Below are 14311 nucleotides of genomic sequence, written 5' to 3' on the forward strand. Positions count from 1 at the left end.
GTGCTTTGGAAGCGCACTGATGCACACTGCATAAACTGGCAAGCGTCGCGGTTTAGGCTATCTCAGGAAAGTAGCTGATGTTACCACTCCTTTGTTGTGTCTTGTTTTGTTAAGAGTAAAAATGTCTTTCAGGCGATTTTTCTATATCGCGTGTTATTATAGCATAAACTACAGACAAATGCAACTTTCTTTGCCTGTCTGCGTTTAACTAAGGTTATGTCTTACGGAAGCTGCGCTTGCTGATCTGCCGGTGCAAGCGGTTTTGCGTGTTGGAAAGTTCAATTAGATTCAATTAGATGAGCGCAACATTCCCTGCTTTTGTCCAGCCTTTCTCGCCATTTGGCAACCGAATTTCTACCCACTCGCTTACTTCTCGCACGATTTCTACTTTCAGCCCTTCGTGCACCGTTACAAGCGTCTTGCTATCATGATTTGGCTCACTCTTCAAGTTGAGCGTTGCTGCGATGACAATCGCCTCAGTGCGTGCTGTATCACGCGCAGATTTTGCGCTGAATATCAAGATGAAGAATACAGTTGCAACAAGCGTGACATAAAACCCGACTTTCAAAAGCACTTGATTGACAGCATACTTTTGAATTTGCATAATCACAATGCCAATGAGGAGATAAAACGACAGCACTGTGCCTACTGCAGCAGCGCCCATTGAAAAAGTTTGCAGGAGAGATTCCACAAAAGCATCAAGGGAAAATCGCGGGACGGGCTGAATTCTATCTTTCGTGCGCAGGCGTGCCAGTTCCAGATTGGTGCGCAGGTCTTCATCCTCGCCGATGAGTTTTGCCGCTTTCTCGTAATAAAGGATTGCGTAGCCAATGGCACCTAACCTGTAGTAGGTATTGCCCATGTTGTAGTACAGCGCACCGCTCTGATAGCCGAGCGAGTCAAGTTTTGCATAACATTCTAAGGCTTGAGCAAACTGTCCTTCTTGATAGAATTGATTGCCATCTTTGAACAGGCGCTCAGCGTCGATTTCAGTTGCCCACACGGCGAGCGGCAGCAGCCATAGAACGCTTGCGCATTTTACATGCTTGACTACACTTTGCATCACTTCTTTGGCTTGGAGAGTTCAGAAATTATCATTTCTGCATCGCTGAAGATGGCGTTAAGGTCGTCTTTGGTCTCGCTGGCTGGTGCGTAGCGGTAGTATTCTGATTTTTCTAAGATGCGTAGGCACTTTTCTGTTATCGTTGGGGCAACACCTTTTTCTTGGAGCAAGCTGCGCAATTCATCTTTCGTTAGCGCAAGGTCGTCGGTATTGAACTTATTGCCGATGAACTTTAGAATTGCGTGCTCAATTTCGGCAAAGAATTCTTTTTGCTTGTTTTGTTTGAGCAAGTCGCTTGCTGTTTTCAGTTGCTTTTTGGCTTCAGGGGAGGCGCGATAGGCGCGCGCAAATGCAACATCGTGTTCCATTTTCTCTTGGCGTTGCTTGCGCATCCACACAAAGAGCAAGGCTAACAATGGCACGAGGAAGGAGGAGTAAAACCATATAGACTGATAGACTGGTGTCGGGCGATATTTCAAATCAGCGTTGGTTTTGATAAAGCGAATATCGCTCCCCATCTTTGTGACTGCTTGTCGCTCTGCCATTGGCACCGCTGCGGTCAGACCAGCCTCGCCTTCGACTTCAATCTCAAAACGTGGTGATGAGAGCGTCTTGTATTCGCCTTTTTCTGGATCGAAGAATGAAAAACTCACGCTGCCCACATCAAACTTTCCGCCAGCGCGTGGAATGGCAACATACTCTATCGTCTTCGTGCCACTGATGATACCGCCCTGCCGACTAATGTTCTCTTGCACTTTGGGCTCGTATGTTTCAAATTCACTGGGCAGGGTCAGTGGAATGGGCGTAATTGAGCGAATGTTTCCTTCGCCTGTTATCGTAAAAGTAAAGGCAATCGGCTGACCTGCTTTGACTTTTGTCTTATCGAGTGTGGCATTCAGAGCAAATTTACCAACTGCTCCCGTGAACCCCTCTGGTTTAGGCTCCGGCAGCGGCATCACCTCGAATTTGATTTCTGGTGCCACCACATCAATCTTGACTTTCTTGCCCAGTGAGCCAAAGAACGAATCAAAGTCTTCTAAGAGTGTTCTGCCACGCTGTTGTTTAATTTTCGTAAGCAGCGCATCGCAGTTCAGTTTGTAGGCACCATTGGTCAGCGTACCTGCACGTGTCGGGAAGAGAATCATCTTTTTGACGGTATAGACTCTGTATAGCACACCGTTAAGAAACTCAGTCGTATGCGGCACACTGCTTCGTCCTTGCTGCAAATCAATTTCTTCTACCCAAAAGCCCTCAGGTTTAGCATCTTTTTCGACGACCACGTTTGTCACATCGGCACGCTCATAGAGTTTGTAGATCACTGTCGTAGCTTCGCCGACATACAATTTTGTCTTGCTGACCACAGGCTTGATAAAGACAAGGTCAGGATAAGTGTTGGAGCCTGGGCTACCATTATTTTGTGCGCGCGCTGCTGCCTTCGTGACAGTAATTTCTACGGCATTCGTTTGATACGTCTTGCCATCGACTTTAACGGTTGCAGCTGGGATAGTGAGCTTGCCTTCAGTGCTTGCCACAAGTGTGTAGGCAATGACACGAGACTGTGAAATTTTGCCATTGACAATGCTGACGCTGGTCGATTGCGACTCGCCGCGTTTTTCTACACCAGAGAGTCTGCCTAGTTGAATGCTCTCAACGCCTACACTGCCTTGTACTTCTATGATGTATTCAAATGGTTCGCCTACAGGTACCGTCGCCTCTGTAACTGAAGCGCGTACTGAGATCTCTTGGGCAACAGCGCTGAAAGAGAGCGCTATGAAAAAGACAACTGACATTATGCTGCATAGAATGCGCATAACTTTTCGGACTGTGTTTGATTTATACAATGTAACCTTTGCTTTGCGATGCCACCCCCTGCGCTTGGCGTTGGCATGTTGTTAAAACCTGCACTGCCTACATACAACACGTGTTGCTCTGTATCAGTTCAGTGCTCGATTTGTTCAATGCCTCGTCTTGACTCTTGTAGCGCTTCACTGGTAACCAAACTGGCGCAATTGGCTATCTTTTTCTCGCCAGCCCGGACGCACTTTTACGAAAAGTTCAAGATAAATCGGTCGCTGCAAAAATGCTTCTATCTCTTTGCGCGCTGCTTCACCGAGTTTTTTGATTGCTGCGCCGCCTTTGCCAATCAATATAGCTTTTTGCGATTCACGCTCTACCACAATTGCGCAGCGCACCACATCCTTTCTCCCCGACTGCTCATACTGTTCTTTGAACTCTTCGACTTCGACTTCAGTTGAGTAAGGCACTTCTTCGGAAAATTGCTCAAAAATTTTCTCTCGGATAAGTTCGCTCACAAAAAAACGCTCTGATGCTGTACTCAAAATATCGGTTGGGTAGAGTGGCTCGGTGTTGGGCAAGTAGGGTCGAATGGCATGTATGAGTTCGCCCACATTCACAGCGTTCAATGCTGAGAGCGGCACGATTTCCTTGAAGTCAAATTCTTTTGAGAGTCTATCGAGCAAGACCACTAGATCATCTTTGTGCAGCAAATCGATTTTATTAACCACTAAAATGATAGGCTGGGTTGCATTTAGAATGCGCTGAAAAGCAAGATCATCTTTGAGCATGCGATTTTTTGCCACGTAATGTGCCGCATCGATGATGAAGAGTACGACATCAGCATCATGTCTTGCGCTCTCTGCTGCACTTAGCATCGCACTATGCAGTTTATACTTTGGCTGCATAATGCCCGGCGTGTCAATAAAAACTATTTGGCAATCATCGCTTGAATAAATTCCTAAGATTTTTTTTCGTGTGGTTTGTGGCTTTCGCGTAACGATAGAGAGTTTTTCACCAAGCACTGCATTGAGCAGTGTGGATTTGCCCACATTTGGTTCCCCAATAATTGCAGCAAATCCTGCTCGGAAATTTTCAGGCGTCTTTGCTGGTTCGCTTTGTGAACTTTGCATTAGAGCCAAAGTTGATTTGATGTAAATTATGGCTACTTATTTGAAAGTATCAGATTGAAAGTATCAGACGCATTTTTACACAGAAACAAATATAACTCGAGTGCCGCTTCTTATTATGATGCGTGAGCGTACAGGACAATTCCCGATTGACTTTGTCATCTTGTTTAGCACGCTGACTCTGGTTGCTTTCGGTCTTGCTGCAATCTACAGCACTAGCCATGGCGTTGGTGTGATGACAAACTTTCACAAGCAACTGCTCTGGCTGAGTATCAGTCTTGTTGCCATGACGGTTGTGATGTTTCTGCCTTACCGCTTTTTCCAAGATTGGGCATACCTGCTGTATGCGCTTTCCATTCTTGCCTTAATTGTTGTACTGATTCTGGGACGCAAAGTCTCAGGCTCGCTGAGCTGGATTCAGATAGCAGGTGCAAGTTTTCAGCCGTCAGAGGTCACAAAGTTTACAACCATTATCGCACTGGCACGATACCTTTCGCACCGTGAGACGAATATCCGCTCGCTTAGAGGCTTTCTTACTGCACTTGGCATTGTGCTATTGCCCGTGGCACTCATTATGTTGCAGCCTGATACAGGCACGGCGCTCACTTACCTTACTTTCATTGTGCCGATGTTTGTGCTCGCTGGATTTGAGTTTTACTATGTCCTCGTGCTTGCTGTGCCTGTTGCCTTTGCACTTGTTGGGTTTATCAACCTCTACATTTTAACTGCGCTTGCAGGCGTTGTGCTGTTCATCTTGCTTTCTATGCGTCAGAAGCCCTGGCTTTCGATTGCCTCGATTGGCGCTGGAATCACAGCGGGTATTATGACCAACGTCTATGCAGAAAAAGTCTTAAAGCCGCATCAACTCAAGCGCATTCAAACTTTTTTAGACCCGATGTTAGATCCGCAAGGTGCAGGCTACAACGCCCTGCAAGCCAAAGTCGCCATTGGCTCTGGTGGTCTCTTTGGCAAAGGATTTCTGCAAGGCACGCAAACGCAACTGCGCTTTATTCCAGCGCAGTGGACCGACTTTATTTTTTGTGTCATCGGTGAAGAATTTGGCTTTATTGGCTGCGCAATTGTGTTGCTGGCATTTTTCATTTTGATTTTACGCCTGCTTATGCTTGCCAACAGTATAAAAAACAAGTTTACGCTGCTGATGCTTGCTGGCATTGCTTCGCTTTTTCTGGGGCATATTGTCGTCAATGTTGGCATGACGGTCGGGCTTATGCCGGTCATTGGTATTCCCTTGCCTTTTCTTTCCTACGGCGCTCATCACTTTTTCGCCAATTTTATTGCAATAGGACTTGCACTCAATGTCTATCGTAACCGCAGAGACCTCTCTTTCTCTTGATGCGATACGGGCGCGCAATCAGCGCTTAGGTATCATCGCTATGATTGGGCAGACCACCATTGCTAGCTTAGCTTATGGCTTTACGCGCACGGCTGCTGCTGAATTCAATCCCTTTGTTTTGCCCTTTCTGCGCATGTGTGGGGCGGGGCTCATTTTTGCTATTATCTTTTTTTCTCGCGGCGGCTTGCAAGGTAAAAGCCACACGCTGACTGATTGGCTCAAATTTTCTCTGCTGGGGCTGCTCGGTATCAGCATCAACCAAGCCTCCTACATGATTGGCTTGAAATACACAACTTCTGCTAATGGCGCCGTACTCTATGCCATGACTCCGCTTGTCGTGCTGCTTTTTTCTGCCTGGTTTCTGCGCACCGAAGCATTTACATTTGGCAAAATCTCAGGCATTGCCGTCGCGCTTGTTGGCGTTAGTATCGTTCTTTTTGCACGGGGAGTTTCACTCAACGATGAACTCATGCGCGGCAACCTAATTATGCTGCTAGGCGTCCTGAGCTGGTCGCTCTATATTGCGCTTAGCAAAAAATGGCTACAAGGCTACGACCCTATTCAAGCAACCGCACTGATTATGATGCTTGGCACAGTTATCTACTCACCTGTTGGCATCTGGAATCTTAGCGAATTTGAGCCAAGCAAAATCTCGCTTAAAGCATGGATTGCCTTTGGGTACGTTACGCTCTTTATGTCTGTTGTGATGTATGTGCTTCTTACTTATGCCCTGAGCAAAATTGAATCTTCACTGGTCTCGATTTTTATGAATGGGCAGCCTGTCGGGGCAGCGCTTTTTGGTGTCTTGTTCTTCGAAGAAAGCCTTACATGGAATGTTATCGTTGGCGGCGTGCTCACTATTGCAGGCATCTACACGATGCAGCGCGCGCAATCAGGGCGATAGGTGCACTTCTCTTCAGACTTTTGCTCACATCGCTCTTGCCATCACGTTCAGGCGAGATTTGCTTGCTGAACATTTTTTGCTCCAGGCATTTGATGATATAGTGCACCCAGCAAAGCGACTTTTTTATGATGCAATAGGCTCAGGAGCAAATTTTTTGCGAATGATGTCAGCAATCAGTTGCATTTGCCACATGGGCGTAGAGGTTGCCCCGCATACGCCTACACTTTCAACGGGTAAGCCATCGCTGCGCTGGAACCATTCAGCCTGCAACTCGCCTTCGTGTTCAGCAAAATAAGTGCGTGGATTTGCTGCCTTACACACTCCAAAGAGCACTTTGCCATTCGAGCTCTTTTTACCTGCCACAAAGACCACAACTTCATGCTGTTGTGCAAACTTGGTTAGCTTTTCATCACGGTTTGAGACTTGACGGCAGATGGTATCCTTTGCAAGAAACTCTGCAGCTTCTGCATCCGTTGAGGCAAGGTCAAACTTATCAGCGTTGCCACTTGCAGCGAAGCGTTTGAGCAGGTTATCACGCAGCTCGTAGAAGCCTTTGGTGTCTTGCGTAGTTTGAGAGAGCAAAACTGTCTTTTTCTTAAAATCAATCGCAGCTATTTCAGATTCATCACTCAAATCTGCATGCTTAATAACAATCGCTTCATTATTGCATTGACCATTGACGCCGATAACTTCTGCATGTTCTTTTTTGCCGTAAATCAAGATTTGGTAGCCTTTCTGGTAAAAATCGCGGGCGCGGCGTTGAAGTTTTAACACGACAGGGCAAGAGGCATCAATGAGTTCAATGTTGTGCTCTTGTGCAAACTTGTAGGTCTCAGGCGGTTCACCGTGCGCTCTGATGAGCACGCGAGTATCTTTGAGTTTGAAGAACTCCTCTCGACTAATGGTTTGCAGCCCCATCTGGTTTAGGCGCTGCACTTCTACGGTATTATGCACGATATCGCCAAGCGAATAAAGGTGTCCAGTATCTTGCAGTTCACTTTCTGCCATCTCAATGGCAAACTGCACGCCAAAACAAAATCCCGATTGAGCATCAACATTTACTTTCATAGTCAAACTTTTTTTGAATGTTTAGATTGAATTTACGAAAATGTGCTCGATATTTACCTACCTGATAGTAGTGCAATCATCTCTACTTTTCACTTGCCCATCATAGATTGAGAAATACTGCGTTGCACATACCGTTAAGTAGCAAGCCAAGCGCACCTCCAATCGTTAGACCTAAAATTATACCTTTGGGCTTGTGGGAAAGCACGTAGTATACTATAGCTAACATTGCAGCAAATGGCACTATGAGTATGATCATGTCCGCTAACTTTCCCACTTCCGCTCCTACCCCTTCTAGTATAGTTATGACTATCCCAAAGAGCATAACCGAAGAAATCGCGAAGAGTACTGATGCCCCTATTCCAAGGAAGATACCGACAATAACCAGCAGCAAAGTTGCACCGATGTTTTCTTGTTCTGATGAGTTGCTCATCTGAGTTCCTGGCTTTCAACGATTTGTTTTGGGGCATATTCAGTTTGGAGCTTTTTTAGATAGGCCTCTTTATTATCACGGTAAAAGAGGTTAAAAGTATCAAATGGAATGAGGCGCCCATCGGGATGCACGATATGCACACAGGTGCGTTTGACCGAGCGTACATCAAAATTGTAGGCGTCCATAAACTGCATGATGATCAGGCGAAAGACATTCTTGTAAGAGAGTTCCTTTGGCGCCAGTACCATTGGCAAGCAGCATAAGAGTTTCTTTAGTGAAAGCGCGCACGAAGTTGGCGACGGTGAAGTTGAAAACAGTTTGATAAGATGCGCTTGCACATCCTGATGTTGCTCATAGATAATCGTGCTGCTGGTTGTATTGAGTAAGACTTGTGGGTCGATCATTCCTGTCAGCGGAATCACTTTGCCGCCAAGTTTCAGTGCATAGCCCATTGCAATGTTATCGGGATGGCATGGCACGGGGATAAGGTCTTCAGGCTTGAAGAGGCTCGTCTGGCGCAAAATTTCTTGGCGCACTTCAGCAAGTGTGAGTCTGTCTGTTTCTGGATTGACGTCTTCGGTGCGCCCTGCGACTTGAATTGGCTGAAAGGTTACGCCACGCACGCACGGCTGCTCTAAGGCAAACTCAATGATGCGACCAATTTCGTGGTCGTTTAAGCCTTTTTTGAGTGTTACAACTAGCGTCGTCGAAATCTCAAGGTCGTTTAATCGCTCTAAGGCTTTCAGACGAATGCGTCGCAAATCTGCACCGCGCAGTTCTCTCAAGACATGCTCTTCAAATGAATCGAACTGCAGGTAAATCTCAAAGTCAGGCATATAGTCTCTAAGACGCCTTGCAAAGGCGGCATCTTCAGCAATGCGAATGCCATTGGTGTTCACCATCAAGTGTTTAATTGGGCGAGCCTTAGCGGCATCGAGTATTCTGAAAAAGTCGGGGTGCAAAGTCGGCTCACCCCCTGAAATCTGCACCACATCAGGTTCACACTCGTTATGCACAATGCAGTCCAGCATGAACTCTACTTGCTCAAATGAACGGTGTTTGAGGCGTTGCGGTGATGATTCTGCATAACACACTGGACATGTGAGGTTGCAATAGTCTGTAATTTCCACTAGCGTTAGGCAGCCGTGTTGTTCATGATCTGTGCATATCCCGCAGTCGTACGGACACCCATATTGAACGGATGTGTTAAATTTTTTAACGAGTTGACCGGGCTTCAAGAACGCGCGCTGCATTTTGTAGTACTCGACATCGGTCGAAATCAGCACCTTTTCGTAGCCATGCTCAGGGCAACGCTTGACGAGATACACCTGCCCATCTTGGAAAATGATTTTTGCTTCAACTTTGCGTAGGCACTGCGAACAAAGGCTACTTGTTAGCTCGAAGAAAATGTAGGGTCGATCTGCCATTGTCATGCAAGGTTTTCGTGAGAGGCTTCATCTGAACTTGATGCGACATTCAGGGGCCCAAATCGTGCGTTGTTTCTGAGTAATCTACGAAACATCCCAATAATACCAACAGTGTTGTATTACTTTGGTCGTCGACGCAACACAGCACTCGAGTCTGTGCGAGGCGGCAGTGCGCTGTGCCCAGTTGTATCTGCACCTGAGAATGGCGTTTTTGCTGTGCTGGAATCGGGCGGCGCTGGATTGAGCGATGGCAACGTGACACCTGAGACGGCATTCTTCGGTGCAGTCGTATCCACGCGTGGGGTTTTGTCTGTCTCTTGCGCTTTACTGCCCGATAGCCAGCGACTGAAAGCATCAAAATAAATGTTCCAACGCGCGCCCAGTTCGGACCAGGTGTGAAAGCTTTCACGGTAGGAAATACCGATACCCCAAACTTCTGCGATAGTATTATTGAATAAGTTGAAGTTATTCGGTCCAAAGTTTCGGAAGGCTTCGAGCACGAAATTACGGCTGAGTCGATATTCCAAGCGCTGTGAGTTGCTGATAGCGTTGTTGCTTCTGCCAAGTGAATCCACCGCGGCTGTCGAGCCAGAGCCTGTAATCACCAGCTTTCCATCGGTACCCGGCACCACGTACTCAAGCGAAAAATCCACACCTGCAACTTGCCCACTTCGATCGCGCGCAAAATCGATATTGATCGTCTGTACGCCTTGAATAGCTGAGGCAAGGCGAGTAACCTGTGTCGAAAGCAAGCCAGCTCCTGCTGAAAGTCCTGCGCTTGCTAAAAGTCCGCTCGAGAGCGTACTGCCCACACTGCCTGGGCGCACTACCCACTGGCGTGCGGTGAGCAGCGTTACGAAATTCAAGAGAGCATTTGGATCATCTTCACCAGGGAGGCGTGTGCTAGGGTCTTTGTAAGCGCGCTCATTCAAAATGTAGCCAATTTCAATGCGTGGATCTTCAACTGTGCCTGCAATGTGCGGACGCAGCACCACGTTTTCCAATTCATTGCGCGTTTGCGCCATCACTCGCACTTGATAGCGCGCAAAAATATCGAGCGTCGCATCGGTCAGTCCACCACCAAACCACTTCATCGTTGCCCCCGGCTCAATTTCAAAAGGCACACCATAGAAGTTGTAGCGTCCTGAAGTAATACTTGCTGTGCCGAACACACGATAGCTCAAACGCCGCTTATTGATAGTCAGTGCAAGGTCTTCAATCGTTGCATTTTCCAATTGCTCACCTAAAAACCTATCGAAGACCAGCGTATAGACGAGCGGTTGCACTGTAGAGACGCGCAACGACATTGACATATCGTCGACAAAAGAGCTTTTGTAAGCCGAGCGAATAGCACGTGCCGTTTCCGAAAGTTCAAATTCTTCATCGAGCGTCAGGTTCAGTTTCGGATTACGCCGCAAGCGTGCTTCAAGCGATGTATCTTCTTCGACGATGGTTGTAATGAAGCGAGAGGCTTCGACAATTTGCGAGCCCTTGCTTGAGCCTGAACGGTACTGCAAGAGCCGTCCCCTATCCAAGCGCAGCGAACCAGAGAGCATAGGTTCATCGAGTGTGCCTGAAAAGCGCAGCTCATCTGAACTTGCTATGAGTTGTCCAATCAGGTCATCAGTTCTCCCTGCCTGTTTATCGTAGAGCAAAAGCTTAGAAAAGTTCAGTTCAATGTTGAATCGCTGCACCTCAAAATTGGACATTTGCACCGAGCCACTTGTGCGCAGCGTGCCACCTTGTCTATCGCGCACATCTACGGCGCGCCAACTTACACGGTCTGGCGTAATTTCTGCGCTGCCATTGACGATATATTCCACATCTGAAGCAATAGCCGTAGTACGCAAGTTTTTCACCCACAGCGACATTTCTAAAGCTGGGCTTGGGAAATAGCCCGCAAAGGTTAGGCGCAAGCTGATTGCTCCAGATGTATTTCGCAGTGGCGCCGCAAATTCTAAAACCGTCGGGCTAATATCGGGGCAAGTAATCTCGACAAACACACGATCTTTCTTTGGCAAGCGTTCTTTGGCATCAATGGAAAGATCGATCGGAATGCGTCCTGTGCCTTTCAGATGCGTGTAAGGCTTGAGTGGCAATTTCAGCAAAGCGTAGCGCGCTGTGTCGCTATTTGCACTTAGCTTAAACGTGAAGGCTTTTTCAGTATCAAGATACTTTCCTGCAAAATCAAGATGCCCAACATCAATGGTTTCGTAAAGGAGATTATCAAGCGTCGCTGTCAGTGTAACTTCAGGCGAAGTAAAGTTTCCTGTCAGATCAAGTGAGAGATTGAGAATTCCGCCCAGTTGCGTGTTTGGCGAATCAAATAGAAATTGACGAATATCGGCAAGTGAAAAATCCTTGACCTTCAGTGCAAGGTCGCTCTTACCTGAAAGTTTAAACTCTCCAAGCAGCAAAATCTCTTGTTCATTGTTGTGAAAACTTAGTTTTTCGAACTTGATCAGTTCGCGGCTAATGACGATTTGAGCATTTTCATCGTTTTGCCAGAAGTAATTTTGTGTCGCAAATGTGGCATCTCGCAAGGAAATGGTGTAGAGATCATCCGCAACGCGCACTGCTGCATCGAGGTCGAACAGCCCACGTGTATTTTGGTTAGTGGTGCGCAAATTCAGCTCAAGGTTGCTCGGTGTGTATTTAGCCTGCAGCGACGTTCTAACAAAACGCTGATCGCCGACCTTCATTCGAAAGACGCTTGCGTTGAGCGTGCTCTTAAGTTCGTGAAAGGTACGCGCTTGTGTCAGATCAGATCGCAACTCGTCAGTATAGCTTAGCGACGCTGTTAGCGTGCGTGCCGCCAGAATAGTTCCATAGCGTAAGGAATCAACGCTCAAAGTTGCCTTAAAACTGCACGCCTCAGGCTGACTGCTTAATTCACCAGAGAGCTCACCGATTGCGTTAAAGTCGCCCGACTGCAACACCAACGCAATTTTTGACAGACTCTTGAATCCAAGTTTATAGCGCACATTGAGCGTGGGCAGCGTCAGCAAAGAATCGCTAATGCTCGCTTCTTCTTGTGTTGCTTTGGCTCCGCTGCGGGGCGACTTGCGCTGCAAATCTTTCAGCAATTTGTCGGAGCGTGCCATCAGGCGCTCATAGCGCTTTTGCTCTGCAGGACTTCGAAAGATGTTGTCTTTCAAAATCTCTTCATTGATGACCGCGCTTTGCAACGACAGCAGTTTCAACAGAGCCTCAAGATTAAATTGCCCTTCAGCTTCAAAATTCGCCACATCGCTCTCCAACTTGACATAGGAAAGACTATCGCTTTGAGAGAGGCGCACTGAGGCTTCTGTGCCTGCAAGCACATACAACTTGCCAATGCGCGATGAATCAAAGGTGATTTTGAAATTGCCGCTGACCTTAGCCAAATCGAAACTCTCGCCGTCTAATTCACAGCTCATGGTAAGATGCGTGGTGAGACTGTCGTCATCAATCCACTGGCTTAAATCGACCTGTTCTAGTAGGGCTTTACCTCTGTAGCGCGGTTCCTTTTGTCTTAGGTCAAGTTCGCCATCAAAGCGAAAGGTTTGTTTATCTGCAGTAATGAGAAGTTCCCCAATTGCTTTCTGCCTTGCCGCGCTTAGGTTTAATGTCGCAGAAGAGATTTTGCGCGTGCCAAATGATGACTGTTCTAACCTGCCTTTGAGGCGTGTATCGACATCGCGTAGGCGCAGAAAATCTGTACCACTGCCGACTATCTCTCCACTGAAATTGATGTCCGTGCGCAGCGAGGAATCGCCCAGTACCGTTGCTAGGTTTAGATTCTGCAGACTCAGGTCACCAATGTAGCGCACAGGATAGCTCGGCTTAAAACTCATCTCCAAATTTGCGTTGATGATCCCCGCACCTGATGCCGCATTGAGTTCAGCCTTAAAGTTTTCGGCTGTGCCGCGGTAGCGTCCATCAAACTCTACCACACCTAAGCCACGATAGGGTTCAAGACTTTCTATGGCAAGCAATTTTGCTACTTCAGGTATCGACAAACGCGACTCACGCACCACTAAATTTACCCACAGCGATTCCAGCGATGTGATGCCCACCACTTCACCCGACACATTGAGCTCACTTTCTGGCGTGCGCACATAACTTGGCGAGAGCGTAAAGTTGTTTAACCAGCCGCGCGCTTCAATCAACGCTGCAAATTCACCTTTGGGCAATTGCACATCAGGTACCACCGTTTGAAACTCTTCTGGCACAATCTGCGATACATCTAAATCAATCATGAAGCGCGTCTTTTCAATTACCTCTCGCGTGATAGGGGAAAACACATCAATGCCTGTCAGTGAAGCATTGCACGCTAAGCGAGAAGCGTTCGTTTCCATTCTCAGTCCTAAAATCTCCACACGCTCTCTTGTAATTGCAAAAAAGCCCGACAGTCGGCGCAATGCAAGACTCTTATCTGGCTCTTCAAACTGCAACTCTCTCAAAATAAGCGTGAGCATATCGTTGCTATACTCGCAAAAACAAAGCAAGTTAAAGTTCGACAACTTCCACGTGTCGTAGATGACAGAGTCTCGCTCTGGGGGTTTAGCCAGCACGCGCTGCCAAAGAATGTGTGCGTTCTCAACGGCGATTTCATCAAAGATGAGTTTTGGTAGGAGAGTTTCTGTGGTGTCTGCTTGTGCGTCGGGACTGGATTTCAACAGTTTGAGAAGCGACAGTTCGCCAGTTGTATCTTCAGCAAGGTGCAGCAGTAGATTGCGCAAATAGATGCGGCGAAAGTGAATGCGGTCTACGAAACCGTTTAGTACGCCATCATAGAGCACATCGCTGTCGAGGTCAATTGCAAGCCGATGCACAGATACACTTGGCAGGCTATCCTGCCCGACATAGATCTTAACGCTGTCGATTGTCAATTGATTTGGGAAGATGAGCGAAACTTCATTAAAGACCAGCCTGCCATTGAAATTTGTGGCAAACAGCTCAGTTGCCTTTTGTTTCAAAAAGGCTTTGCCGTGCTCGGTTTGTGCATACCCAAAGAGCGCAGCGCCAATCACAAAAAGCAAAAAAGCAAGATAGGCGACATTGCGGAACACAAAGCCTGCGAGGCGATATAGCCACTTTGCAATTAATGCAAGCAATAGCCATATTTTATCGCTCCATTTCATCACGATGCGCGCTCA

9 protein-coding genes are annotated in these 14311 nt (G+C 47.2%); 2 read left to right on the forward strand and 7 right to left on the reverse strand.

Annotated elements, in window-relative coordinates:
* Nucleotides 1-292: 292 nt before the first annotated feature.
* From CMR00_04385 to CMR00_04395, 3 genes are all read right to left on the reverse strand, one after another.
* Nucleotides 293-1066, reverse strand: coding sequence for a hypothetical protein (locus tag CMR00_04385; GenBank protein PIO48539.1), 774 nt, complete (start codon nt 1064-1066; stop codon nt 293-295).
* Nucleotides 1063-2874 carry a hypothetical protein gene (locus CMR00_04390; GenBank protein PIO48540.1) on the reverse strand — a complete coding sequence of 604 codons (1812 nt, stop codon included), beginning with the start codon at nt 2872-2874 and terminating at the stop codon, nt 1063-1065. Before CMR00_04390 ends, CMR00_04385 begins: the two co-directional genes overlap by 4 nt.
* Nucleotides 2875-3048: 174 nt before the next feature.
* Nucleotides 3049-3990, reverse strand: coding sequence for a GTPase Era (locus tag CMR00_04395; protein PIO48541.1), 942 nt, complete (start codon nt 3988-3990; stop codon nt 3049-3051).
* Between the two features lie 118 nt (nt 3991-4108).
* Here CMR00_04395 and CMR00_04400 point away from each other — a divergent pair, with 118 nt between their 5' ends.
* Nucleotides 4109-5341 carry a rod shape-determining protein RodA gene (locus CMR00_04400; GenBank protein PIO48572.1) on the forward strand — a complete coding sequence of 411 codons (1233 nt, stop codon included), beginning with the start codon at nt 4109-4111 and terminating at the stop codon, nt 5339-5341.
* The gene (locus CMR00_04405; protein PIO48542.1) at nt 5304-6245 is read left to right on the forward strand and encodes a hypothetical protein; all 942 of its coding nucleotides are present in this window, start codon (nt 5304-5306) and stop codon (nt 6243-6245) included. Before CMR00_04400 ends, CMR00_04405 begins: the two co-directional genes overlap by 38 nt.
* Before the next feature lie 123 nt (nt 6246-6368).
* Here the strand turns inward: CMR00_04405 and CMR00_04410 are convergent, their stop codons facing one another.
* The 4 genes from CMR00_04410 to CMR00_04425 all read right to left on the reverse strand — a co-directional run bounded on the left by CMR00_04410 (nt 6369) and on the right by CMR00_04425 (nt 14296).
* A complete protein-coding gene (locus tag CMR00_04410; GenBank protein ID PIO48543.1) occupies nt 6369-7313 on the reverse strand; it encodes a 4-hydroxy-3-methylbut-2-enyl diphosphate reductase in 945 nt (314 codons plus the stop codon).
* Nucleotides 7314-7413: 100 nt separating this feature from the next.
* On the reverse strand, nt 7414-7743 hold the full coding sequence (locus tag CMR00_04415) for a hypothetical protein (protein PIO48544.1): 330 nt from the start codon (nt 7741-7743) through the stop codon (nt 7414-7416).
* Nucleotides 7740-9170 (reverse strand): radical SAM protein, encoded by a 1431-nt coding sequence (locus CMR00_04420; protein ID PIO48545.1) that lies wholly within the window; start codon nt 9168-9170, stop codon nt 7740-7742. Before CMR00_04420 ends, CMR00_04415 begins: the two co-directional genes overlap by 4 nt.
* Before the next feature lie 119 nt (nt 9171-9289).
* Nucleotides 9290-14296: a hypothetical protein gene (locus CMR00_04425; protein PIO48546.1), complete on the reverse strand. Its 5007-nt coding sequence runs from the start codon at nt 14294-14296 to the stop codon at nt 9290-9292.
* Between the last annotated feature and the right edge of the window lie 15 nt (nt 14297-14311).

The organism is [Chlorobium] sp. 445 (assembly GCA_002763895.1).
Taxonomy (GTDB): Bacteria; Bacteroidota; Chlorobiia; order Chlorobiales; family Thermochlorobacteraceae; genus Thermochlorobacter.